This window comes from Paenibacillus sabuli (assembly GCF_014705605.1).
Classification (GTDB): Bacteria; Bacillota; Bacilli; order Paenibacillales; family Paenibacillaceae; genus Paenibacillus_D; species Paenibacillus_D sabuli.
In genome coordinates, this window is the sequence record NZ_JACXIZ010000007.1 from 41,581 (window position 1) to 65,616 (window position 24,036).

Annotated in this window: 20 protein-coding genes; 1 reads left to right on the forward strand and 19 read right to left on the reverse strand. The window is 60.9% G+C overall.

The features are described 5' to 3' along the window. Window positions 1-12: 12 nt before the first annotated feature. The 13 genes from IDH44_RS02035 to IDH44_RS02095 form a co-directional block, all read right to left on the reverse strand. The gene (locus tag IDH44_RS02035; protein ID WP_190914196.1) at window positions 13-1,104 is read right to left on the reverse strand and encodes a response regulator; all 1,092 of its coding nucleotides are present in this window, start codon (window positions 1,102-1,104) and stop codon (window positions 13-15) included. After that, window positions 1,025-2,911, reverse strand: coding sequence for a cache domain-containing sensor histidine kinase (locus IDH44_RS02040; RefSeq protein WP_190914197.1), 1,887 nt, complete (start codon window positions 2,909-2,911; stop codon window positions 1,025-1,027). The genes IDH44_RS02035 and IDH44_RS02040 overlap by 80 nt, the downstream gene beginning before the upstream one ends. A gap of 153 nt (window positions 2,912-3,064) precedes the next feature. Beyond that, complete coding sequence (locus IDH44_RS02045) at window positions 3,065-4,636, reverse strand: extracellular solute-binding protein (protein WP_190914199.1); 1,572 nt, start codon at window positions 4,634-4,636, stop codon at window positions 3,065-3,067. A gap of 60 nt (window positions 4,637-4,696) precedes the next feature. Continuing rightward, a complete protein-coding gene (locus tag IDH44_RS02050) occupies window positions 4,697-5,578 on the reverse strand; it encodes a carbohydrate ABC transporter permease (RefSeq protein ID WP_317890091.1) in 882 nt (293 codons plus the stop codon). Between the two features lie 19 nt (window positions 5,579-5,597). Further along, window positions 5,598-6,563 carry an ABC transporter permease gene (locus IDH44_RS02055; protein WP_223869296.1) on the reverse strand — a complete coding sequence of 322 codons (966 nt, stop codon included), beginning with the start codon at window positions 6,561-6,563 and terminating at the stop codon, window positions 5,598-5,600. Window positions 6,564-6,830: 267 nt separating this feature from the next. Continuing rightward, window positions 6,831-7,586, reverse strand: coding sequence for an ABC transporter ATP-binding protein (locus tag IDH44_RS02060; protein WP_190914200.1), 756 nt, complete (start codon window positions 7,584-7,586; stop codon window positions 6,831-6,833). Then, window positions 7,583-9,241, reverse strand: coding sequence for an ABC transporter permease (locus tag IDH44_RS02065; protein ID WP_223869297.1), 1,659 nt, complete (start codon window positions 9,239-9,241; stop codon window positions 7,583-7,585). Before IDH44_RS02065 ends, IDH44_RS02060 begins: the two co-directional genes overlap by 4 nt. Window positions 9,242-9,247: 6 nt before the next feature. Beyond that, complete coding sequence (locus IDH44_RS02070) at window positions 9,248-10,423, reverse strand: Fe(3+) ABC transporter substrate-binding protein (protein WP_190914202.1); 1,176 nt, start codon at window positions 10,421-10,423, stop codon at window positions 9,248-9,250. Window positions 10,424-10,629: 206 nt separating this feature from the next. Further along, entirely contained in the window at window positions 10,630-11,685 is a 1,056-nt protein-coding gene (locus IDH44_RS02075) for an extracellular solute-binding protein (protein WP_190914203.1), read from the reverse strand. Further along, window positions 11,672-13,213, reverse strand: a complete 1,542-nt coding sequence (locus tag IDH44_RS02080; protein WP_190914205.1) for a sensor histidine kinase — start codon at window positions 13,211-13,213, stop codon at window positions 11,672-11,674. Before IDH44_RS02080 ends, IDH44_RS02075 begins: the two co-directional genes overlap by 14 nt. Before the next feature lie 8 nt (window positions 13,214-13,221). Then, window positions 13,222-13,866, reverse strand: a complete 645-nt coding sequence (locus IDH44_RS02085; protein WP_397326735.1) for a response regulator transcription factor — start codon at window positions 13,864-13,866, stop codon at window positions 13,222-13,224. 436 nt (window positions 13,867-14,302) lie between these two features. Further along, complete coding sequence (locus IDH44_RS02090; RefSeq protein WP_190914207.1) at window positions 14,303-15,667, reverse strand: family 4 glycosyl hydrolase; 1,365 nt, start codon at window positions 15,665-15,667, stop codon at window positions 14,303-14,305. A 172-nt stretch (window positions 15,668-15,839) separates the two neighbouring features. Beyond that, window positions 15,840-16,382 carry an HD domain-containing protein gene (locus tag IDH44_RS02095; RefSeq protein ID WP_190914209.1) on the reverse strand — a complete coding sequence of 181 codons (543 nt, stop codon included), beginning with the start codon at window positions 16,380-16,382 and terminating at the stop codon, window positions 15,840-15,842. 299 nt (window positions 16,383-16,681) lie between these two features. Between IDH44_RS02095 and IDH44_RS02100 the strand changes: the two genes are divergently transcribed. Continuing rightward, window positions 16,682-17,152, forward strand: coding sequence for a hypothetical protein (locus IDH44_RS02100; protein ID WP_223869298.1), 471 nt, complete (start codon window positions 16,682-16,684; stop codon window positions 17,150-17,152). Between the two features lie 57 nt (window positions 17,153-17,209). Here the strand turns inward: IDH44_RS02100 and IDH44_RS02105 are convergent, their stop codons facing one another. From IDH44_RS02105 to IDH44_RS02130, 6 genes are all read right to left on the reverse strand, one after another. Then, window positions 17,210-17,458, reverse strand: a complete 249-nt coding sequence (locus IDH44_RS02105; RefSeq protein ID WP_223869299.1) for a VOC family protein — start codon at window positions 17,456-17,458, stop codon at window positions 17,210-17,212. A 189-nt stretch (window positions 17,459-17,647) separates the two neighbouring features. After that, window positions 17,648-17,887: a WCX domain-containing protein gene (locus tag IDH44_RS02110; protein WP_397326732.1), complete on the reverse strand. Its 240-nt coding sequence runs from the start codon at window positions 17,885-17,887 to the stop codon at window positions 17,648-17,650. 319 nt (window positions 17,888-18,206) lie between these two features. Beyond that, window positions 18,207-20,555, reverse strand: a complete 2,349-nt coding sequence (locus tag IDH44_RS02115; protein WP_190914212.1) for an FAD-dependent oxidoreductase — start codon at window positions 20,553-20,555, stop codon at window positions 18,207-18,209. A 103-nt stretch (window positions 20,556-20,658) separates the two neighbouring features. Next, window positions 20,659-22,191 carry an extracellular solute-binding protein gene (locus IDH44_RS02120; protein WP_190914213.1) on the reverse strand — a complete coding sequence of 511 codons (1,533 nt, stop codon included), beginning with the start codon at window positions 22,189-22,191 and terminating at the stop codon, window positions 20,659-20,661. Between the two features lie 36 nt (window positions 22,192-22,227). Beyond that, on the reverse strand, window positions 22,228-23,094 hold the full coding sequence (locus tag IDH44_RS02125) for a carbohydrate ABC transporter permease (protein WP_190914215.1): 867 nt from the start codon (window positions 23,092-23,094) through the stop codon (window positions 22,228-22,230). Next, on the reverse strand, window positions 23,088-23,996 hold the full coding sequence (locus tag IDH44_RS02130; protein WP_190914217.1) for an ABC transporter permease: 909 nt from the start codon (window positions 23,994-23,996) through the stop codon (window positions 23,088-23,090). Before IDH44_RS02130 ends, IDH44_RS02125 begins: the two co-directional genes overlap by 7 nt. Window positions 23,997-24,036: the final 40 nt, after the last annotated feature.

The window sequence follows — 24,036 nt, forward strand, 5'->3', positions numbered from 1 at the left end:
TCGCAGCCTCGCTTACATTTCCATCCGTTTTTTCAATTCAATCGGCGTCATCCCGTAATGCTCCTTGAACAGTCGCGAGAAATAGACGGCGTCTTCATACCCTAGCCGATCGGCAATTTCATAGAGCTTCAAATTGCTATGCAGCAGCATGTCCCGGGCGCTCTGCATCCGAATCCCGACGAGATAGCTCCATACGGTCGTGCCGGTCTCCTGCTTGAAGAGATGAGACATGTAATTTTTGCTGAAGCCGACGTGATCGGCGACCTGCTGCAGATTCAGACTCTTCTCCGCATGGCGCGCGTGCAGGTAGTCCTTGATGCGCGACATCATCGAGCGCGTCTGATTGTCGCGCTTGCCCTGCAGCGCCGCGAACAAGTGCCCGGCTCCGTCCTCCAGCCGCCTGACGCAGCCGAGCCGGAAGTATGCGCGCACCTTGTCCCGCGCGATGACGCGCTCGCCCAGCCCGAGATCGTCGCCCTCGGGCAATTCGAGCGGGGCGCGAGACTCGCGCAGCTCCCCTGCGACGAGCCGGAGCCATTCCATCGCCAATGGATGGAGCAAGTGGTAGCTCGATTCGACCCACTGCTCCAGCAGCTCCAGGGTATCGACGACGAGCAGCGGCATCGACTCGAATTGGTTGTAGCGAATCTGCTCGACCCAGCGGTCCATCAGCGGCTTGTGCGCGATCAGATGCTGCAGCAGCAGCTCCTTGGCGGCATGCTGCCGGCTGTGCCGGATGTGCGTCAGCGTCTTGTCCAGCACCCGCCCCAGATCCTCGGGCTTGACCGGCTTCAGCAGGTAATCGACCGCGCCGAGCGCCATGCCTTGCTTGGCGTAGCTGAATTCATCATAGCTGGATACGATGATGCTCGGCATCCCCGGATAGCGCCGATTGATCTCGCCAATCAATGCCAGGCCGTCCATCACCGGCATGCGAATATCGGTCATGCACAGATCGGCATAGCGATCGGCGAGCCAGTCCAGCGCCTGCACGCCGTTGGCCACCGTGCCGGACACCAGCGCTTCATCCGAGAGCCGCTCGGTCATCTTGGTCAGACCGCTGCGAATGATCGGCGAGTTGTCGACGATGAGTATGCGATACATCCTGCTCCCTCCCTTCCGCGAATCGTGTGAGCGGCAGCGTCAGCTCGACCTGCGCGCCGCCGCCGGCACGATTGCGCAATGTCATACCGGCTCGCTCGTCGCCGTAATAGATGCGCAGCCGGTAATGGACATTAAGCATTCCGATACTGGACAGCCCCCTGTACTGCTCTCGGCTATCGCTGCGCCGCAGCCGCTCCTCCAGCTCGCGCAGCCGCTCCGTCGCGAAGCCCGGACCGTTGTCCGCGACGCGAATCTGCACACAGGATTCAGACAGACGAGATATGCGCAGCTCGATATGCAGCGGCTCTCCCGTCTGCTCCAGGCCGTGCCGTATACTGTTCTCCACCAGCGGCTGAATGATGGCCTTGAGGCAGCCGACCTGCTCCAGTCCGGGTTCGATCTCGGCCGTGTATGTCAGCTCGTCGCCGTATTGGGTCTGCATAATGTGCAGATAGTCGCCTATGTACTGGACCTCCCGCTCGAGCGGCACCTCGGCGTCCCGATAGCTGGAGATGTAGCGCAGCATATCCGAGAGCGCCAGCGTCGTGCGTACAATATCGCCTTGATCAGCTATATAAGCCATGGACTTGATCGATTCCAGCGCATTGTACAGGAAGTGCGAATGAATCTGCGATTGGAGCGCTCGCAATACTGCCGTCTGCTCGGCGCTGCGGGTGCGCTCCAGCTCCTCCAGCGAGAGATGCAGATTGTCCAGCATTTTGTTGAAGACCCGACCCAGATCGGCCACCTCGTCCCGACCCTCGACCGGCATGCGCACCTCCAGGTTGCCCAGATTCGTACCGATCATCGCCTCGCGCAGCCGCTTCAGCCTGCGTGTGCTCGAAGCGGAGACGACAATGACGAGCACGGCAGAGACGACGAGCCCGATCGCGGTAATCGCGACCGTCATGTCTTTGACCTTGTACACACTCCGCGTCAGCTCGCGATAGGGCAGGCTGGAGACGATACGCCATGCGGTCTTGTCGATGCTGCGGTATGTGATCAGTTGGTCGGAGGCGGGCAGATAGAAGGAACCGTGGCTATCCTGCAGCCGCCCGCTCAGCTCATCCGGCACGAACTGCGTCGCCTGTTCCGGCTGGGTATGGGCCATGATCCGCCCCTCCCGGTCCACGATCATGCCGTGGCCGCTCGCCTCGATCAGCAGCTCGGAGAGAATGGCCTCGATCGGCGCCAGTGCCAGATCCATCTTGATGTAGCCCTGCGAGGAGGCGGAGAACGTGTATTTTTTGACGATCGTCAGTACAGTGAGCTCGAGCGGACGGTTCTTCGCGCCGAGGTAGTCGCGGCTTTTGGCGACCCGCATCTCCAGCAGACTGGCATTGCCGCGCTCCGGCAGCCATGGCTCCTCCCGCAGCCGATAATCGTAGCGCAGCGCCGGCCCGCTCTCCGCCGAGTAGAAGGTCTCCCGGCCGCCCTCGTCGAGCAGTGTGAGCGACAGGAACTCCGGATGCATGACGGCGAACGGACGGAGCAGATTGTCCTTCAGATTGGTAAATGCCAGGCCCTGGCTGGATACCCGCTCCGCCTGCAGCCACTGTCTAAAGGTCTCGCTGGCCGCGATAATGGAAAAGAACTGTTCGTAATCGCGAAAGTAGCGACCCAAATTCAGATTGGCTTCCTTCAGAATTTGCGTGCTGAAGCGTTCGGCGTCCTGCTTGATGCTTTTCGAAGACTCGAAAAAGGAAACCGCGGCCACGGCCACTACGATAAATACGATGATGGAGGAAAATAAAATGATGAGCCTCCATGTCATGGAGCTGCCCATGCGCGCGACGATGTTCTTCATGTCCCTCACGCCATTCGGATTGGTATAGTAGCTCTATTGTACCGGCTGCGCGCCGCTCTGGCGACATCCCTCGGGAGCACAAGCAGGAGGGAAGGGACCCGCGGTCCCTTCCCTCCTCCCCGAAACTGCCCGACCGCGGCCCGCCCCGCGCGCTCAGGCGCCGTCGGACTGGACATTCGCCTCGTACCAGTCGGTGGCCTCCCGGATGACCTTGTCGCCGCCCTGTCTCATCCAGGTGGCGACGAATTCGTCGTAGTGCTCCAGCGGCTCGTCGCCGACGATGATCTTGGCGGCGGCTTCCTGGAAGAGCGAGCCCTCCCAGCCCAGGTCGCTCTGCGAGACGAGCGTCGGGGGCACCGGCATCGCGGCTACCGGATTCGGTATGCCCTCCTGCAGCGACACCTCGATGCCCTGGCGACTGTGCGCCTGGAGCACTTCGTCCGTCGTTATTTGTCCATCTACCTGCTCCAGGTCGATAATATCGAAGATCGGCTTGCGCCAGGCCGACTGATAGTCCTTCTCCTTGCCGATCTCGTAGAAGAGCTGATCCCCTTCCCGGGTCAGCGCCTGGCCCTCGAAGCCGTAGGCTGCGAAAAAATTACCCTCGTCCGTGACCAGCCAGTCGTAGAGCTTGATGACAGCCGCGGCGTTGGCGCTCTGCTTGAACAGGATGAATACCTTGCCGAGCGGCTGCTCGACGCGGCCGACCGGCCCGTCGTAGCCCGTGCCCTGCGGAGTCGGAATGGCCATCAGCTCGACCTCCTCCTCGGGCAAGGCGTCCCGCAGGTCGCGGAACCAGGAGCCGCCCAGCGTCTGATTGTGATTGAACATACCGACCTTGCCGGATAGAATCTTCTGCTTCCAGATCGTTCCGGTGTTGGTCATGAACTCGGAGTCTAGCAGCCCCTCGTCGTACATCGTGTGCAGGAAGGCGAGCGCCTGTTTCGTATTCGGATGAATGAACCCCGGTACGATCTGCCCCTCATGCTGCGCATACGCGTTGGGATTGATGCCCCACATGCCGAATATATTGTCCATCCATGAGATCTTCTCCCGTCCGGAGAACGCAATCTCGTCGGCCTCGCCGTTGCCGTTCGGATCGCCGTTCTTGAAGGCGCGCAGCACCTCCAGCAACTCATCCGAGGTCGTCGGCGCCTCCAGGCCGAGCTTCTCCATCCAGTCCTTGCGCACATACAGGATCCGCTCGGCGGGCGCATTGGCATTGGGCGGCGCCGGGATCGCCATGATCTTGCCGTTGATCGTCACCGCATCCCACGACGACTGGGGAATGCGGGCCTTCAGATTGGGACCGTACTCGTCAAGCAGCTCGTTCAGCTCCAGCGCAAGCCCGTTCTGTACCGGTTCGGAGTCGGCGATGCTCCAGCTCTGATACACATCGGGAATGTCGTTGGACGCGAACTTGATGCGCAACTGATCATGATACTGACCGTGCGGGATCAGCACGAGATCCACGGTAATGCCGGTCTGCTCCGCCATATATTGAATCTCGGGATAATCCTTTGCCGCCGTAGCCGGGTACGAATTGTTGAAGTCGGAGGCGAACATGCGGAATTGCGTCTCCCCCGCTTCCGATTGCCCCGCCTCTGTCCCCGACGCCTCTCTCGCTGCTCCGGCGGGCTCGTTCTCTGCGGCGCACGCGCCGACGACCAGCGCCATGCCGAGCGTCAATGCGCACCCGGCCCATTTTTTCCATGCTTGCGTCATGCTTCGACCTCCTGATTGGGAATTGTTTTGATTTTATGAATGAAGGCTAGGTAAGCCGACTTACCCCTTGAGCGAGCCGAGCAGCGCCCCCCGGATGAAAAATCGCTGCACGAACGGGTAGATCAGTACGACCGGAACCGTGGCCACGATGATCGTCGCCATCTGCAGCCCCTGCGGGGAGAGACTCATGAGGATGTCTCCCTCTGAGCCGGACTGCAGGTCGGCGGCCGAGCTCTGGGCGACGATCGCGTACATGTAGAGCTGCAGCGGCCTCAACTGCGCATTCGATATATACAGCATAGCGGTGTAGTAGCTATTCCAGTGGCTCACCGCGTAGAACAGCACCAGCGTCACCAGGATCGGCACAGACAACGGCAGGACAATCTGCAGCAGAATGCGGTATTCGCTCATCCCGTCGACGCGCGCCGCCTCCAGCAGCTCCTCCGGCAGCGACCGGAAGAACGTCAGGCACAGGATCATATTGAAGGCGCTGAGCGCGGTCGGAATGATTAGCGCCCAGAGCGTATTGAGCAGACCCAGCCCCTTGACGACCAGGAAGGTCGGGATGAGCGGCGCGCTGAAGATCATCGTGAAGATGATGAGCAGCATGACGGCGCGGCGCCCTTTCAGATTCGTCCTGGAGAGCGGATAGGCGGTCAGCGTCGTCATCAGCATATTCAGAGCGGTGCCGAGCAGCACGATGACGACCGACACCCCGAACGCGCGCCAGAACACCGGATTGTGAAACACGACCACGTAATTTTCGATTGTCCACTCCACCGGCCAGATGCCGACGCGGCTGTGGGTCAGTGCGTTTTTGGAGCTGAGCGAGCCGGCCAGCACGTGCAGCACCGGGATCAGCATGACGGCGCACACGGCGAGCAGGAAGATCAGGTTGAAGCCTTCGAACAGCCGTTCCGCGGCGCTCTTGCGAATTTTCACGTCACATCCTCCTTGCTACCTAATAGAGTCCTTCGCCGGTCGCGGCCTTGCTGGCCTTGTTGGCCAGTACGAGCACGAGGAAGCCGACCACCGACTTGAACAGCCCGACTGCCGTCGTGAAGCTGTATTGTCCGCCCTTGATCCCCGCCACATAGGTGTAGGTGTCGAACACATCGCCCTTCTCCGCGTTGAGCGGATTGATGAACGGATAGATCTGTTCGAAGCCCAGGTCCATCACATTGCCCAGCTTGAGCAGCAACAGCACCATGATCGCCGGCAGCAGACCGGGCAGCGTCACACTGAGGAACTGCCGCCAGCGTCCCGCGCCGTCGATGCGCGCCGCTTCGTACAGGCTCGGGTCGATCCCGGTCAGGGCGGCGAGGAAGATGATCGTGCCCCAGCCTACCTCCTTCCATATTCCCGAGGACACGATAATCGTGCGGATGGAGTCGGCGCTCTGCAGCAGCTCGATCGGGGCGTTGCCGGTCCAGCTGACGTAGAGTCCGTTCAGCAGCCCGGTCTGCGTGGACAGCAGCATGTAGACGAGCCCGGCCACGATCGTCCAGGACAGGAAGTGAGGCAGATAGACGAGCGTCTGTACGATGCGCTTGACCGTCATCATGCGCAGCTCGTTCATCAACAGCGCGAGGACGATCGGCGCAGGAAAAGCGAATACGATCTGATATAAGCTGATGAGCAGCGTATTCTCCAGCAGGCGCAGGAACTTGGGATACGTGAAGAGCTGGTGGAACCATTGCAGCCCGACCCACTCGCTGGCGAGAATGCCCTTGAAAATGTTGTAGTCCTTAAAGGCGATCACCGTACCGAGCAGCGGCATATACTTCATGACGAGGAAGTACACGATACCCGGTACGAGCATGACGTAAAACGGGTGATGACGAACGAAGTATTGCCAGCCCGCGCTTCCCGGGCTGCGCTGCCGGGACCTGCTGGCGGTCGCTGCGGCGGCTTTGGTTGCATGCATGCGCTTTCGTCTCCTTGCCTGGCTTCTCGATCGCCGAGCTGTACCGGCAGGGCGGCACGGAGCGCGGCGTCATGAGATTATTGTAATGGGGATTGCCAGGGCGGACAATGTGGCGATCTTCTGATCTGTTGAGAGGATGTAACGGAGTGCGACGACATGCCGATGCGCGCCTGCGTTCATCTCGCAGACAGATATGCGCGCCTGCATCCGTCTCGGCAGGCAGGCCAAATAGCCGGGCTGTACGCCCGGCTATGTGCGATGATCTGCCTATTGCGACGATTCGGCTATGCGGCCTGCCTGCTGCGAGGCGTCGCCCGCCTTGCCCCGGCAGACTCGGACTGAGTCGACGATCCTCCGCGCCGCCGCATCATCGTCACCCGCGGAGCCGCCGAGCGCGAGCTCGCGCCCGCAAATCGCCCGCACGTCGCTGCGGTCGTGGGAGACGAGCAGACAAGTGATACGCGCCTGCCGCAACAGTCGGCCGAGCTCCTCCCGCAGGCCGCCCTTCAGCTCCGCGTCAAGGCTGCTGAACGGCTCGTCCAGCAGCAACAGCGCCGGCGCCGGGGCGAGCGCCCGCGCCAAGGCGACGCGCTGCTGCTGGCCGCCGCTCAGCTCATGCGGGTAGCGCCCGGCTAGCGCGGTCATTTGTGTCAGCTCAAGCATCTGCGCGAGCCGATCCCGCCGCTCGCGGCGCGGACGCCGATGCAGGCCGAAGGCGATGTTGTCCGCAACGCGCAGATGCGGGAACAGCGCATAGTCCTGGAACACCATGCCTACGCCGCGCCGCTCGGGCGGCACGCTGCGGCGCTCGTCGGCCACAATCTGCCCGCCGATTCGGATCACGCCGCACTCCGGCTCCTCCAGCCCCGCCAGCAGGCGCAGCAGCGTGCTCTTGCCGCTGCCGCTCGGGCCGGTGATGCCCGCAATTTCGCCCTCGTCCAATGTGAAGGAGACCTTCTCCAGCACAGGCGCCGACTGCCCCGGGTAACGATAGGACAGATTTTGCACAGTCACGGGATTCATTTCGTATGCTCCTTTCGTTCCTCCAGCCGCAGCACGAGCAGGACGGACAGCAGACTGACCGCGATCAGCAGCACCGCCGGTGTCGCAGCCTCGTAGATGCGCTCATCGATCGCATATTGATACGTGCGCGTCGCAAGCGTCGTGAAATTGAACGGGCGCAGCAGCAGCGTCAGCGGCAGCTCCTTGACGATCTCGATAAAGGCGAGCGCAGCCGCGGTCACCAGCGAGCCGCGCAGCAGAGGCAGCTCGACGCGGACGAAGGCCGCAAGCGGACGGAGCCCGAGCGTCCGGGCTGCCTCCGCATAGCCATGCGGAATGCGCGTGTAGCCAGACTCCAGCGCATTGTACCCGATCGCCAGGAAGCGCACCATATAGCCGAAGAGCAGCATGCCGAGCGAGAGGCTGATCACAAGTGCGTCCTCGCCTCTGCCGAGCCGGGCATACCACGGCGCGAGCAAGCGGTCGAGGCCGATGCACACAGCCAGCACGCCGATCGCGACGATGGCGCCGGGCACTGCATAGCCCGATGCCGCCGACCGCGACAGCAGGGCGCCGGCTGTGCCAGGGAGCAGACGCACGCTGCGAGCGATGAGCAGCGCGAGCGCCAGGATCGGCAGCGTAGCGAGCGCCGCGCCGGTCAGGCTATTCAGCAGCAGCTCTCCGAAGTCGGCGCGCCACACCTTGGCGTAGCTGCGCGCCGCCCAGTATACGAGCTGGCCGAACGGCAGCAGGAAGCCGGCCGTCAGCACAAGCGCGCACAGCGCAGTCGCTCCCCAGGCGGCGGCGCCGCGCAGCCGCATCGGCGACAGTGGCCGCGCGCCGGATGCTGCATGATACCTGCGGCGCGCGCGCAGCGCCCGCTCGGCGACGATGAGCCCCACTACGATGAGCAACAGCCACGCTGCGAGCCGAATGGCGGCGTCCACGTCATACATGCCGAACCAGGTCTGAAAGATGGCCGTGGAGAGCGTCTGCACGCCAAAAAAGCTTGCTACGCCATAGTCGCTGAGCACCTCGAATACGACAAGCATCCCGCCGGCCGCGATTGCAGGCCGCCCCAGCGGCAGCACCGTTCTCGCCAAGAGCCGCCAGCCGCTATGGCCCAGCAGTCTCGCATTCTCGATATAGGCCGCGCTCTGTCGTTGCAGGAACGCCTTCGTCAGCAAAAAAACGTAAGGAAACAAAAAGAGCGTCAGCGTAAACGCCGCTCCCCGCAAGGACATCACATCAATCAGCCCGGGCGGCAGTTGAATACCCAGGTGGTTGCGCAGACCGGCGCGGATGAAACCGGTATAACTCGTCATCGTGCTGTACGTGAAGGCACCGATGTAGGGCGGAATCGCGAGCGGCAGCACGAGCGCCCAGCGGAATAGACGCGCCAGCGGGAAGGCATAGGCGGACGTGAGCCAAGCCACCCCGACACCGAGCAAGACCGCCGGCAGCGTGGTGAGAGCGACCAATTGCACCGTTCCGGCAATGTAATCCGTCAGCAGATAATTCCGTACGCTCTCCCAGCGCTCGGGTAGCGGACGCAATAGAGCGATCAGCACGTAGAGAAGGGGCAGCAGCACTGCCGCCCCCCCTAGTACGCTCGCCGCAAGCCAGCCAACCGAGTGTCTGGCCGCCGGCGACAGCCATTTCAGCAATCGCATCATCCGATTCTACTTCCAGCCGACCTTGTTGGCAATCTCCACCGCAGTCGGATTGTGCTCGCCGTAGACCGCGAAGTCGAGACCCTGGTGAGCGAACTCTCCCCAGCCGGTCAACAGCTCGGGCATCTCCGCATCCGAATTGACCGGGAATTCAAAGTTCGCCGCCGAGAACCTCCCCTGCGCTGCCGGCGCGGTCAAAAATTCGATCAGCCGAATCGCTTGCTCCTGGTTCGGGCTATACTTGACCAGCCCGACGCCGCTGAGATTGAGATGTGTACCTGTCGTCTCCTGGTTCGGGAAGAAGACCCCTACCTGCTCCGCAACCTTGACCTCCTCGGAGTCCTCCGACACCGACATCCGGCCGACATAATACGTGTTCATAATCGCGACATCGCCCTCGCCGGCGACGATCGCCTTGGCCTGATCGCGGTCGCCGCCCTCGGGATCGCGAGCCAGATTGGCCGCGATACCGGCCGCCCACCGCTCAGTCGCCTCTACCCCGTTCAATGCGATGAGCGATGCGAGCAACGACTGGTTGTACAGATTCGTCGAGGAGCGCACGAGCAGGCGGCCCTGCCACTTGTCCGTCGCCAGGTCCTCGTAGGTAGACAGCTCCGCCGGATCGACGCGATCTTTGGCATAGACAATGACCCTGGCTCTGGTAGACAGGCCGACCCAATGATCGTCCGTATCGCGCAGATCGGCCGGTACCTGGGCATCTACCGTCTCCGACAGGATCGGCTGCAGCAGCTCGCGCGTCTTGGCCGTATTCAGGATGCCCCCGTCCACCGTGATGAACAGATCCGCTGGCGAACTGGAGCCCTCGCGCGCAATACGTTCGATCAGCTCAGGCGCTGCTCCCTCTATAATATTGACTTCAATACCGGTCTCCTCTGTGAAGGTCGCGTATAATTCTGCGTCGACATCATAGTGGCGGGCGCTGTACACATTGACCTCACCGCCGAGCTGCCCGTCGTCCGCCGCTTGTCCCTCGTTGTCCGCGGCGCTCGTCTCTTGTCCCTCTGCCTCGTCCGCTCCGCCGCTGTTCGCCGCTTGTCCGTTCGCCGCAGGGATCGATCCGCCGTCGGCTCCCTCGTTGGCATTGTTGCCTCCGCCGCATGCGGCCAGCAGCAACACGAGTACCACCATGGCTGCCGCCAATCCGATCCCCTTAATTCTCATCATTCTCACCGTATCCCCCTCAAGTCCTCCGCACCGAAGCGCATGAATTGCCGCCCTTGCCACATTGCCGAGTAGCGCTACGGGGCCCTCGCAGCCTCCCGACAATGATAATCATTATTAATCAGGCGTCTTGGATCATTATAGCTTACGAAGATGAGAGGCATCTGTGAAAATAAATGAAAACTCCGCCAATTGCGTTGCGGTTCCCGCTAGGGCCAATCCGCACGCGCGAACAGCTCCGCCGCCAGCTGGCGATAGCGGCTCAGCGCACGGGCATCGAATGGCTGCGCATCGAATTCGCCCCACTCCGCCAGCAGCTCCGGGAGCTCGGCCTCCGGATGCACCGGGTATTCCATACTGCCGCCGCTCAGTTGCGCCTGCGCCTCCGGCGCGGTCAGGAACTCCAGCAGCCGGATTGCGCCCTCCGCATTCGGCGCGTCCCGCACCAGCCCCGCCCCGCTGATATTCACATGGGTGCCGCCGCTGTCCTGATCGGGAAAGACGATGCCCAGCAGGGCCGCCGCCCGAGCTTCCTCGGAATCGCCGGATGCGAGCATCTGCCCCAGATAATACGTATTCATGATCGCGACATCGCCCTCGCCGCGATAGACGGCGAGCGCCTGCGAGCGGTCTCCGCCCTCCGGCGGACGCGCCAGATTGCTCGCCACGCCCTCGGCCCAGGCGGCGGCGCGATCGGCGCCTTGCCCGGCAATGAACGATGCGAGCAATGACTCATTGTACAGACTCGTGGACGAGCGAGCCAGCACCTTGCCCCGCCATCGCGGATCGGCCAGGTCGGCGTATCCGGCAATCGCGCCCTCCTCCACGCGATCGGCTGCATAGACAATGATGCGGGCGCGCGTCGTCAATCCGATCCAGCCGCTATCCGCATCCCGCAGCCGCCCGGGCACCTGGCGCTCGAGCAGCGGCGAGTCGATCGGCTGCAGCACCCCGGCCTCGCCGGCATCGACGAGTACGCCGCCGTCGACGGCGATGAGCAGATCCGCCCCGGCCGCAGCTCCCTCCTCGCGCAGCCGGGCGATCAATTCCTCCGCCGTCCCCTTCGTCTCCACGACGCGCAGGCCGCTCTCCCGTTCGAACGCATCATACAGCTCGCGGTCAATACCGTAGTGTCTGGCGCTGAATACATGCACGACCTGCTGCCGCGCGTCGCTCGGCGCACCGCCGCCTGCCGCGCACCCTGCCGCCAGCATGGCGGTCAGCAGCAGTGCGAGCGCGGCAGAAGTATAGCTAGTCTTGCCCATGCTCCCCATTCCTCCTCCTTGGATGCGACGGTCGCCCCACGCGCTCCGCCTCCGCTTGACATGCCCTGCGCATGCCCGACGCCGGATCATCCCCGGCCATGCGATCCGTGCGTACGGGCAAGCCAAGCGACACTGTCGTCCCGATGCCCTCGCGGCTCGTGATCGCCACGCGTCCGCCCGCGCTCTCGACGAGCCTCCTGGCAATCGCCAACCCCAGCCCATTGCCGCCTAATCGCCGGCTCCTCGCCTTGTCCACCCGGTAGAAGCGATCCCACACATAAGGCAGGTCCGCCGCCGGTATGCCGAGGCCCCTGTCGGCGACATGCAGCCAGGCAAGCCCGTCGCCGCGCTCAGCGCGCTCTGCGCGGACGGCGATCTGCGGCGTGCCGGGCGAATACTTCACGGCATTGTCCAGCACGATCAGCAGCATCTGCTCCAGATGCCCCTCGCCCACGGCCAATTCCGTCTCGCTCCAGGCCTCCAGCTCCGCCTCCGGCTCGGCCTGCGGATGCGCCGCGACGAAGCGTCGCAGCACGGCCGCCGCCGCACGCTTCGCCTGTGGCGTGTGCGCCGCCTCGGGCCGCTCCGCCTCCTGTTCGGCCCTCGCCAGCTGCAGCAGCTCGTCTACAAGCCGCTGCAGCCGTGCGACTTCCTCCACAGCGATGCTCAGCGACTCCTCCAGGATCTCCGGGTCTTCCCGACCCCAGCGCCGCAGCAGCCCCAGGTGCCCGCTCAGAATCGCCAGCGGCGTTCGCAGCTCATGCGAAGCATCCTCTACGAACTGACGCTGCTGCACGAAGCCGCGCTCGACCTCGTCCATCATGCCGTTGAACAGCTTCGTCAGCGCGGTCAGCTCGTCGTTGCGGCGAGCGACCGGCATACGCTCGCGCAGCCCCTTGCGCGCAACATCGCGAATCGTGTCCGCCATCCCCTGCAGGGGCGCCAGCAGCCTCCAGGCCAGCAGCCGGCCGCCGAGCGCACTGAGCAGCACCGCTCCAAGTCCGAACCAGAGCGTCAGATGGAGAATCGCCGCATTCAGATGAGCGTAATCCTCCATCCGGCGTACGATCTCCACCGTACCCGAATCGTCGAAGATCGTAAGCGGACTGCGCATGACGAGCAGTTGGCCGCTCTCCACCTCCAGCTCGGACAGCGCGATCGGACGCGGCTCCAGCGCCACCTCCGGCTCCAGCCGACTCACCTCGGCAACGACGACGCGGCTGTCGTTGTCCACGAGGCGGATCAGTTGCCCCGGTTCGTTGTAGCGCTGCAGCAGCGTGCGGATCGCGGGGGCATCGCGCGCCTCGAAGCGCAGCTCCTTCTCCAGCAGACCATTGAGCACCTCGTTCATCTGCCCGCGCATCGCCGCCTTCTCCTGCGCGAGCGTGTACCGTTCGACAAAGACGTACTGGACAAAGGTGTACACCGCAAACAGCGCCAGCAGGATCGCCGCCGCTCCCAGCGTCAGCTTCCACTTGATCGGCAACCCGCCGCTGCGCTGTGCGCCCCCGTCCCGCATGTCTGCCATTGCCCGCCTCATGTCCGCAGCACGTAGCCGATGCCGCGCAGCGTACGGATCAGGCTCGGCTCGCCGGGCGTATCCAGCTTGTTGCGCAGATAGCGTACATAGACATCGACCACATTGGTATCGACGACCGCTTCTACGCCCCATACGGCATCCAGCAGCTCCTCCCGCGTCCAGACCCTGCTGCCGTGCCGCATGAATGCCGCCAACAGCTCGAATTCGCGGCGGGTCAGCGCAATATCGCGTCCTCCCTTGCGAACGCTGCGGCTGTCCAGTCGCATGTGCAGATCGCCGCGGACGAGTTCCCGCTCTGCATCGTCCCACTCCTCGCCACGGCGGAAAATGACGCGCATGCGCGCCAGCAGCTCCTCCATTGCGAACGGCTTGGGCAAATAATCGTCGGCGCCCTCGTCCAGCCCTCTCACGCGGTCGGACACGCTGTCGCGCGCCGTCAGCATGATGATCGGCACACGCTTCAGCCTCCGCAGGCGTCGGCACACGGTGAGGCCGTCCAGCCCCGGCAGCATCAGATCGAGCAGGATCAGGTCCCATTCGCCCGCTGCCGCCATATGCAGCCCGGTCTCTCCGTCGAGCGCTACCCCCGCCTCGAAGGCGGCGTGCCGCAGCTCCAGCTCCACGAACCGCGCCATATGCATTTCATCTTCAATAATCAATATTCGCTTGTTCACGGCACTCTCCCAATCTCCAGTGTGGGCCATGCTCCCGATTATACTCGATTTCGAGCTAATTGAGAATACTTATCACTATTGATGCGACCGCCAAGCGCCCGTGGCGTCCGTGAGAGCCGCGCATGCGCCCCATTGATGCGCTAAGCGCCGCTTGATGTCCATTACAGCTGCCGCCAGACAACTGGGGCGTCCGGCACATGCGCCATGTATCTCGGATCATTGGCGATGCAATTGGACCAATTCCCTTGCTATACGTGACAACTGACAAGCAAAGGTTTTTTCCCATGTAAAAGACCGGGCAACAGCCCGGCCTCGCTTTTCTATCCAGTTCTATTCAGTTCTATCCGGTTGCCTTCTGCGGCGCTCTGTCTACCCATGAATGTCGTAGACAGCTACTCGCTCCTCACGCCTGCTGCGCCGCAAAAAATTGCGGCAAATACGCGCGTCCCGCCTCCAGCAGCTCGTCCGCCAGCTCGCGGGCGCGGTCCTTGTCCTGGACGAGCGGCGAGATGTGCATCGCCTGGTACACCGCCTCGCGATTGCCGGTGAGCGCGGCCTCCACGGCCAGCTCCTGCTCGCCGACGATGGAGAGCATCGAGCCGAACGCCACCAGCGGCACGTCGCCGCTCATGACCGGGTCCACGCCGCCGCGTCCGGCGACCGCCCACGTCTCGACCGCGGCGCCTAGCGGCAGATTGGCGACCTGCCCGGCGTTGGGCATCGTCACCATGACCCGCTCCGCCCGGCCGGTCTGAAGCGCCTCGCAGATCGCGGAGAGCCCCTCGTGCGACAGCTTCATCTCCGGCAGCGGCTGCTCGCCCGCGAGCACCTGCTCGACGCTGCGCTTGCGGTCGTCGATCAGCACCTGCCGCCGCGGCAGCACGCCCTTGCGGCGGATATGATACTTCTGCATCGCCTCCGGATGGTTGCAGTAGTAAGGCAGATTCTCGGCGACATGATTGGACGAGCCGACCGGGAAGTAGCCGAGCTGCTCGTACAGCGCGAAGTTGAGGTAGTACTCCTTGTTCGTCTTCATCTCCAGCGCTTCCTTGATGATATCGTCGGTCGTATTGGTCACCAGCGCCATATGCTTGTCGCGGTGGTAGGCCTCATAGCCCGCCAGCGTCAACCGATCCGCGACCGGCTTGCCCTGACAGGTAATGTCCTTGAGCCATGTATAGTGGTTCACGCCGACGCTGACCGCGTCGATGTCTTCGTACCGGGCATCGAGATACTTGGCCAGCATGGCCATCGTGCCGGCATAATTGTGACACAGGCCGACGACGCGGATCGAGGTCCTCCTGGCCACCGCTCGGGTCAGCTGCGACAGCGGATTGGTGACGTGGACCATCCAGGCGTCCGGACAATGGCGCTCCATCTGCCGCGCGATATCGACCAGCACCGGGACATTGCGCAGCGTACGGGCGATGCCGCCCGGTCCGACCGTGTCGCCCACCGTATGATAGATCCCGTACTTCTCGGGAATGTGGTAATCGTCGTGCATCGCCTGCAGGCCGCCCGTCGAGATCGAGACGCAGACGACATCGGCGCCGCGCAGCGCATCGGTCAGACTGTCCGCCGTCACCGTCCAGCCCGCGCCGAGCCGCTCGTTCATCAATGCGCAGTACCGGCGCATTTGCTCTGCCGCCGCGGCGTTGAGATCGACCAGCGACAGATGCCCGCCGGCCAGCCCCTCGCGCAGCATCAGGTCTCCGGCCAGCGTCGGCGTCCAGGTGTAGCTCCCTCCGCCTATCAAGACCACTTTCATAGGTGCCATCGCACTCCTCTCGCGTATTCGCTTACATTTTATTTGAATTTGGCGCATCTTCCATACGTACCCTTGTCCCTCAGGATATGCGCGCGCCTTGGTCCTATTATTGGGGGAGACCGGTCAAGAAGCCATGGGCGAGAGTATCGGATGGATGGCAGATGGTACGATACTACCCACTCCCGAATACCGCCTCGACCTCCGCCTCGAGCAGCTCCAGCAGCGGGAAGCGGGAGGCGTACTTGAGGCTTTCAACCAGTCCCGTGTAGTACCACTTCTGTTGGTCGTAGCCGCGCTTGAAGCGGTCCCATACCCGGTCCTGCAGCGTCTCCATCTCCCGCCTCACCGAGCGCAGGTTATGCAGCTTGTCCGCGCAGGCGAGCAGGCGCAGGTCGAGATCGGCGCTTCGCAGGAAGTCCAGCGTATGCTGCTTTCGATCCTCCCAGGAGGCGCCTTTGTCCGGCTCCGAGGCCCCCTTCACCAGCCGCAGCACCTCCGACCCGAAGCGGCGCAGCAGGTCATCCTCCGTCGTCTCCGTGTCCTCCAGCGTATCGTGCAGCAGGCCTGCGAGCACGACCTCTTCCTTGCAGCCCGCCTGCAACAGGATCATGGCGACGCCATACGGATGACTGATATACGGGGTGTCGGTTCCCTTTCGGAGCTGGCCCTTGTGGGCCCTGGCTGCGAATTCAATGCCTTCGTCAAGTTGTCGCATGCGATCGTGCCTCCTCTGGTTTCTTCAGCTTTCTTGATGCCACTGCATGGCATCCAGTTGCTTCTTCCTTCGAACAAAGCGACAACCGCTAACATTACTGGTAAAATATACGATAGTACAGGTACGTGCACAATAGTACAGATACCTACACGATGTAGGAGGGATAGCTCATCTTAAGACTATCATACTTATTTTTAGTCATGGCGGCCACTTTGTTTCTATCGGCTTGTCAATCATCGGAACAAGTAAAACCCATAAGAGAAGAAACCATCGCGTTCGATCTGGAGACAGCAGTTGAAATGGTTGAAAAGAAGGAAAAATTGATTCTGGATTTAGCATTGCGAGAAAAACTGTCCGACCTCGAGTATAAGGAATTGGAAAAGACTCTGACCCAGGCGTTTGGAAGTCATTCTCGCGATATTCTATCTATCTTCATTATCCATAATATGGACGAACAGGCCGGGTCAGATCGAGCTGTACAAACGACTCTATACCCGACCGTCTTTCATCAAGGAATTACGATAACCCGTGCAGTCGTGGAGAAGCGTGATTTCGAGAATGCGTTTTTTAATGAGACGCGATTAATCATTACAGAAGAATATGTGGGCGATGATGAGAAGTTGAAAGACTGGACAAGAGATTACATCTTTACTCCAAACCAAAATGGAGATTGGGAATTAAGCGGGTTTTCTGGAGTGATGAATTTCATGGGTGAAGATTTTAATATGGATTATCTGGCGTTAAAAGATGACGAACTCCCCCTACCGTAACAGGGGTTAATCGTCCTGTCTACCGTATGGGGAGTCTTTTTCGTTTGAGCTTGCGGATCAGGCTTTACTGTGAAGGGTACCCAGGTAACCGTCCGGGTCGGCAAAGGTAAAGGTGCGCACGAATGGACCGTCTAGTGGCACGGATGCAATCTTGACGCCTGCGTCAACGAGCTTGTCGTGGATGTCTTGCGAGTCGGGGGCATGCAGCCAAGACACGCCAAGTCCAGGCTGAGCACCCGGGCCGAGCTCTACTCCCGGCATCAGGTCGCGAAGAGCAAAGGCAATGGGCTTTGTTTCAAAGAGCATGAGGGGGGCCTGCCTGAGAGCGGACAAGTCCAAGAAAGTTTTCATAAAATGCGGCGGAGCTTTCCAGATTGCTCACTTGAAGCGAAATGAAGTCGGGTCCAATTGCTGGCATCGTGTGATGTCCTCCTTAGGGTATGGGGCTGTTTGGTTATGTCTTGATTATACAAGCCCCTTATTGCCAACAGTATGTCAGTAGCGTTTGATCATGTTTTCGATTTCTTCGCTTACTCGGTTTTTGAAGGATTCCGGTTCAGTAACGGCCACATCCGCCCCCCATCCAAGTATCCAACTCAGCAATTCTTCCGGGTAGCGGACGCGAAACGTGACGTGATAACCGTCCTCTCTGGATTCAGCCGTCTCCACAATTTGGACCTTGGAAGTGACGCAAACGACCGCTAAGCGTCGCTGGTGTCCGTTAGAGCTCAGCACGCATCCGATTTAGGCGCTAAGCATCGCTGGTGTCCATTACAGCTGTTGCCTCTCATGGCGCTCCCCAATTCTGCTGCGCCAGCGGCCTCGCCCTTAGTAAACGGCCTCGCCGCTTCGCCTTGAAATTATAGAAAGCACTTGATCTCGCATGTGCTTGTCTAAATTTCGCGGAACGAAACTTTTGACGCCGCCAGAGGACGGCGCCAGCCGTTTCGCCTTGAAAGATAAGAATGTATAAGCTGACCGCTCATACGGGTCTTATCTTTCGCGGAACGAAGCGGCCTCGCCCTTAGTAAACGGCCTCGCCGCTTCGCCTTGCCTAACTGCGAAGAAAAGCCTCGATGCCATACACGCTGGCATAGGCAGCGCCGTTGGTCTCCAGCACTTCCAGGCGAAGCGCCGTAGCCGTGACGGTCTGTGTGCGTACCTTGCGCAATCGCTGATAATTCGCGTACTCCTCGTGGAGCAGCGTCCACTCGTCCGCTTCCGCTTCCCGGCATAAGAGCCGCCACGCCTTCACGCATTCCGGGCTCTTGTGCCGGCCGGGCCGAACGGCGTATTCCGTATTCAAGTCGACATCGAAATAGATCGTCACCTCGTTGAGCTGCGTCCGTTCCGGAAAGAGCAGCTCTACGAATTGGGGCATCGCCGCAGTTGGATCGGACATCCACACGTTCGGGAGGGCATACGGACGCACAGCGCCGCTAATGACGTTGCCCGCCCCATAAGGCGTGGACTGCGGCGTGACGTGCATGCACAGGGAATGACGCGTGCGCTTCGGCTCGACCCACTTGTCCATCGGGGGAATCACGAGCTCCTCCGGCTGAAGCGACGGCAGCGACCGATTCCGCGCCTCCGGCCCGCCCGCAGGGTGAAAGGCGCGATATTGCGACAGCGTGCCCACCGCCTGCTCCTGCGCGTGCCGCCAGCGTACATGGGCGGTCCCGCCCAGCGATACCCGGTACGGATAGCCGGCCGCCACCTCCCGTTGCACATCCGCCTGCACCCAGCCCTCGTAGCGGGCTGGAATCACGATCTGGGTCTGAATCGCCAGCTCCCCGTGATCCTGATCCCAGATCCGCTCCAGCCGGGCCAGTCGCACCGTGACGGTCTCCTCCTGATCTCCCGAATTGGCGACGAAGAACGCCAGCCGCTCGACGGACGACTGCGTAACCGGGAACACCTGCCCCCACTCCTGGTCCAGACAGACCCAGCGCTCCTCCGCCGCCGGCCGGTCGAGATCGAGCGGCCGCTCGCTGCTGGCCCTCGCCCGGCAACCCGACGTCAAGCTGCCCGTGCGCGCGAGCCCGAGAATATGCACGTCATCCTGCAGTAGCTGCTGCTGCAGCCGGCTCAGATGGTCCGATCCCGGCTCGGCGAGCTGCCGCGGCGCGAGCCGATGCTGCAGGGCATAGGCTGCGCCGGTTCCGACCGCTTGGCCGAGCGAGGCCAGGATGCACTGGTTGCGAATCGCGCCCAGCGCTACCCGGCTTACGCTGATATTCCGCCCGCCCAGCCATAGATTGGCGATGTCCTTGCTGTACATGGCGCGCAGCGGGACAGAATACGGCGCGATCATCGTATAATTCTTGTAATGACTATCCAGATTGGACAGCTCCGGCGGCTCCAGCTTGTTCAGGATACCGCCGTTAATATGAAGATCGATGAACATGCCGGAGCACCCGATGCGATCCGGCCACCGCGCATCCTTGAGGACATGTCGCTCAGACAGGACGACGTCGCCGACCACCCTTCGGCTCTCTCGCTTCCCCGGATAGGAACCGATCCAATCGATGGCGAATGTGCGAAGCGCCTCCTTGTGTACACTGCGATTTTTCAAATAATCCCAGTAGCCCAGTACGAAGCGCGTCAATTCATGCTTGATCTGCTCGAAGTCGTCAATGACGTGGAACGGATTGGACAGCTCCAGCCACCAAAATCCCGAGAATCGCTCCTGGCCGATCGATCCGCAGCTCCGGAGCACGCCGACCTCCTCCTGACTGTCGATTCGCTTGGCCCACGCAGGCGCTGTGAACGGCTGCTCCGCACCGGTATTCTTGGCGTAGAAGGTGATGCTGCTGCCCATCGTCATCGCATCCGCCAGCACTGGCGCAAGGCTTTCCTGATAGTCGTCGCGCCCGTCGCGGCCGTATTTCCACGCGGCGCCCGCCAGCTGGGCCAATACGCCGTCCCCCGTGCAGTCTGCGAATTGCTGCGCTCGGAACCGGTATTGCTTGCCGCTGCCGCTCTGCAGGCCGGAGAGCGCAGCGATGCGACGCTCTCCAGTCCCGGTCTGCTCATCACATTCGACCTCATAGATGCGCGTATTGGCGTAGACGTCAAGGCTCGGCTCGCGTGTCAAAAAGTGAAGCAGATTCAAGTCATAGAGCGTGTTGATCGCTCCGTCCTTGAACGTCTCGTGATTGGTCGCCCGGTCCTCCAGCAGCATCTCGGCAATCAGGCCCGTCTCCATCATCCAGGAACTGTACAAGGCGCTTCCGATCGGCACAATGCGAATCTCGCTGGACGAGTTCCCGCCGAACACGGCCCGATCTTGAATGATCGCGGTGCGCGCCCCGCGGCGGGCCGCCGCAATCGCACAGCAGATCCCGGCCAATCCCCCGCCGGCCACCACCAGATCATAGTCCCGCTCTTCCTTATGCTGCATGCGAAGCCCCCCCCCCTCGTCCCTATCCCTATCCCTATCCCTATCCCTATCCCTATCCCTATCCCTATCCCTATCCCTATCCCTATCCCTATCCCGCAATGGGTTATTGCAAATATCCGAGCTCAGTCAAGGTATCCTCGGCCGAATCCAAATACAATTGCAATTGGAACTGTTTGTATAGCGTTTCGATAAATTGATCATAGTCGCCGAGCGGTCTTCTGCCGTAGATGAACTTCGTGATTTCCTCTGTCTCGTAGGTTGTCTTGTCGTCAGCTACAACGCCCTGCGGCACAGGAATGAACGAATCGTAAACCTCCAGCCTCGGCTGCTCTTGCGCGAATGCGATGTACGGCTTCTGATTGGCAAACTTTACAGACAAGTAGGCCAGCTCGTCGCGGGCCGTAAGCTGCATCTGCCAGCTGTAGTCCAGATCGCTCATCGCCGGCAGCGGCACCACCTCGCCATTTTCAACCTTGTAATGCGTCCCTTCAATGCCGTAATTGACAATATTTTGGCCTTTGCCGTCTCCCGTCACGTAATTGAGCAACTCCAGCACTTGCTCCAGCTTCTCCGGCGATTTTTCCAGCGATTTGGGGATCGCCAGACGATTAGGGGTCCGGCCCAGGTCCCACACGCTCATGTAATTGTCGCCGGGGCCTTCCAAGGCGCCGACTTGCACCCACTCCGCATCCGGATTAATCGACTTGTATTGCTCCACGTAGCTGTCCTTGACGAGCTCTCCCCAGCCTCTGAACAGGATGCCGGCTTTCCCTTGGAACGCCTTTTGCTGATCATCCGTTCCTTTGTTGGCCATGATCTCCGGATCCACTACGCCTGCTGCGATCAGATCGGCAATATACGACAGGGCTTCGCGGAACGCGGGGTCTTCTGTCGTGTAGACGAGCTCGCCGCCTTTGATGGCATAGCTGCCCGGGCCCCCTGTGCCGTAAGCGCCGAATATCGGGGCGAAGGTGTACAGCGCCGTGCCGGTGATCCCGTATGTGTCCGCTTTGCCGTTGCCGTCGGGGTCCTCGTTAGTGAAGGCGAGCGCCACTTCCTTGAAGGTCTCCAGATTCGTAGGCATTTCCAGGTCAAGCCGTTCGAGCCAGTCCTTCCGGATCCACAGGGAATCCATAGGGATGTCTGCGCGTTTGGGCAGCGCGTACAACGTTCCGTCCACCCGCCCCTTGTTCAACAGATTTTCATCATATAACGCTTTTACATTCGGCATGTCATCCAGATAAGGCTCGAGATCCAGGAGGAGGCCTTGGCGGCCCATCTCGGTCAGCGGCACCTTGCCGATGTTAAACAGATCCGGCGGCGTTCCCCCTGCCATTTTTACATTCAATTGCTGATCGTACTCGCTGGCGATGACGTTGAGCTCCATATCCATGTTCAGATCGTTGCTCAGCTGCTGCCAGATCGGGTTTTTATCCAGATCCGGGACGCCTGGCCCGCTCAGCATGACTGTAATTTCAACCGGCTCCTTGCTTGCATTCGAATCCTTGGACGAATCGCCTCGCTCCGCTTGCCCGGAGGGCTTCCCGCTGCTCGACGGGCTGTTGTCCCCGCAGCCTGCCAATACGACGCCGACCAGCATCACCATCATCAACAATACCGGGATTGCTTTTTTCATTTCTCCGTACCCCTCTCTTCCTGAATGTGTATATGCCTAACCTTTTATCGAGCCCAGCAGCACGCCTTGTGTGAAGTGCTTTTGGATAAAAGGGTAAACCACAATGATCGGAACCGCCGTTAGAATGACCGCTGCCATCTGTAAGGATTCCGTCGGCATCGTTTCCTCAAGCGAGAGCTCCTCCACGGACTGCGATCTCGAAAGAATGCCGCGCAGCACGACCTGCAGCGGAAACTTCGCGGTATCCGAGACATACATGATCGCTTGGAAAAACTCGTTCCAATGCCCCACCGAATAGAACAGCCCAATCGTCGCCATGATCGGCATGCTGAGCGGCAGCACAATTTGCACCAAGGTTCGCACCTCGCCGGCCCCGTCGATTTTCGCCGCTTCATCGAGACTTTCCGGCAGGTTTTCGTAGAATGTTTTCATGATCAACAGATTGAATGCGGATACCGCGTTCGGAATCATCATCGCCCACAACGTATTCAGCAGTCCCGTCGCTTTGACGATCAGATAGGTCGGGATAATCCCGCCATTGAACAGCATCGTGAACACGATCAGCAGCAAGAAGATCTTCCTGCCGGGCAGCCGCGGCTTGCTGAGCGGGTAGGCCAGCAGTGCGGTGAGGACGAGATTGATCAGCGTGCCCGCAACCGTGATGATGAATGTCACTTGATAGGCATCCGGAATCCGGTCATTCGTCAGAAAAATACGGTAAGCCTCCCAGGTAATCGCGCGGGGAACGACGATAAATCCGCCGTTGCGCAGCACTTCTTCGAAAGGGGTGAGGGAGACGGCCACGACATAAAAAATCGGAAACAACACACTTAGCGAGAGAAGGATCAGCGTGCCGTAGATGAAGCTCAGGACCAAGCGGTCAACCATTCCGGTCTTTACCATATGTTCTCCCCCCACAGCTTCGCGACGCGATTCGCAGCCAGGACCAGGGCAAAACCGATGATCGACTTAAACAGGCCTACCGCGGACGCCATACTGAAATTGAATTGTTCGAGCCCGGTTCTGAACACCCAGGTGTCGATGATGTCGGCCACCGGATAGACGTGGATATTGTACATGATATAAATCTGGTCGAAGCCGGCATCCAGCATATGGCCCAGTCGCAAAATGAGCAGCAGCACGATCACATTGCGAATCCCCGGCAGCGTCACATGCCATATTTTGCGCAGCCGCCCCGCGCCGTCAACCGTCGCCGCCTCGAACAGCGCGGGGCTCACGCCCGAGATCGCCGCCAGGTAAATAATCGCGCTCCACCCGAGATCCTTCCACAGATCCGTCCCGACCAAAATGCTGCGAAAATAATCGGTCGAGGTCAGAAATCCGATCTTGAAGCCGAACCATTCCTGCAGCCACATGTTGATCAGTCCGGTCGATTCGGAGAGGAACGCCATCACCATCCCGTACACAATGACCCAGGACAAAAAGTGGGGCAAGTAGCTGATCGTCTGCACCCAGCGCTTGAACGTGCGATTGCCGATCTCGAACAGCATGATCGCCAGCGCAATGCCGGGCAGCATGCCCCACACCAGCTTGTAGAGGCTGATGAGGAACGTATTCCAGAGCAGCGACGAAAAATACGGGGAACGGTAAAAGTACAAAAAATGCTTGTACCAGGGATCTGCCCATGCGCTCCCCATCATGCCTTGCGCCACGTTGTAATCCTTAAAGGCAATGATCGCGCCGTACATCGGTCCGTATTTGTACGTCACGAAGTAGGCCAACCCCGGCAGCATCATGAGATAAAGTGCCCGGTGCTTCCATGCCGCAGTCCACGCTTTGCCCATCCGTACCCTCCTCAATCGCTTTGACACTTCATATTGTAAG

What these genes read in the sequence shown, in the direction of transcription:
- IDH44_RS02035 (WP_190914196.1), bottom strand. Translation starts at nt 1,104, where the DNA reads ATGTATCGCATACTCATCGTCGACAACTCGCCGATCATTCGCAGCGGT.
- IDH44_RS02040 (WP_190914197.1), bottom strand. Translation starts at nt 2,911, where the DNA reads ATGAAGAACATCGTCGCGCGCATGGGCAGCTCCATGACATGGAGGCTC.
- IDH44_RS02045 (WP_190914199.1), bottom strand. Translation starts at nt 4,636, where the DNA reads ATGACGCAAGCATGGAAAAAATGGGCCGGGTGCGCATTGACGCTCGGC.
- IDH44_RS02055 (WP_223869296.1), bottom strand. Translation starts at nt 6,563, where the DNA reads ATGCATGCAACCAAAGCCGCCGCAGCGACCGCCAGCAGGTCCCGGCAG.
- IDH44_RS02060 (WP_190914200.1), bottom strand. Translation starts at nt 7,586, where the DNA reads ATGAATCCCGTGACTGTGCAAAATCTGTCCTATCGTTACCCGGGGCAG.
- IDH44_RS02065 (WP_223869297.1), bottom strand. Translation starts at nt 9,241, where the DNA reads ATGATGCGATTGCTGAAATGGCTGTCGCCGGCGGCCAGACACTCGGTT.
- IDH44_RS02070 (WP_190914202.1), bottom strand. Translation starts at nt 10,423, where the DNA reads ATGATGAGAATTAAGGGGATCGGATTGGCGGCAGCCATGGTGGTACTC.
- IDH44_RS02075 (WP_190914203.1), bottom strand. Translation starts at nt 11,685, where the DNA reads ATGGGCAAGACTAGCTATACTTCTGCCGCGCTCGCACTGCTGCTGACC.
- IDH44_RS02080 (WP_190914205.1), bottom strand. Translation starts at nt 13,213, where the DNA reads ATGGCAGACATGCGGGACGGGGGCGCACAGCGCAGCGGCGGGTTGCCG.
- IDH44_RS02085 (WP_397326735.1), bottom strand. Translation starts at nt 13,866, where the DNA reads ATGCATATGGCGCGGTTCGTGGAGCTGGAGCTGCGGCACGCCGCCTTC.
- IDH44_RS02090 (WP_190914207.1), bottom strand. Translation starts at nt 15,667, where the DNA reads ATGAAAGTGGTCTTGATAGGCGGAGGGAGCTACACCTGGACGCCGACG.
- IDH44_RS02095 (WP_190914209.1), bottom strand. Translation starts at nt 16,382, where the DNA reads ATGCGACAACTTGACGAAGGCATTGAATTCGCAGCCAGGGCCCACAAG.
- IDH44_RS02100 (WP_223869298.1), top strand. Translation starts at nt 16,682, where the DNA reads ATGGTTGAAAAGAAGGAAAAATTGATTCTGGATTTAGCATTGCGAGAA.
- IDH44_RS02105 (WP_223869299.1), bottom strand. Translation starts at nt 17,458, where the DNA reads ATGCTCTTTGAAACAAAGCCCATTGCCTTTGCTCTTCGCGACCTGATG.
- IDH44_RS02115 (WP_190914212.1), bottom strand. Translation starts at nt 20,555, where the DNA reads ATGCAGCATAAGGAAGAGCGGGACTATGATCTGGTGGTGGCCGGCGGG.
- IDH44_RS02120 (WP_190914213.1), bottom strand. Translation starts at nt 22,191, where the DNA reads ATGAAAAAAGCAATCCCGGTATTGTTGATGATGGTGATGCTGGTCGGC.
- IDH44_RS02125 (WP_190914215.1), bottom strand. Translation starts at nt 23,094, where the DNA reads ATGGTAAAGACCGGAATGGTTGACCGCTTGGTCCTGAGCTTCATCTAC.
- IDH44_RS02130 (WP_190914217.1), bottom strand. Translation starts at nt 23,996, where the DNA reads ATGGGCAAAGCGTGGACTGCGGCATGGAAGCACCGGGCACTTTATCTC.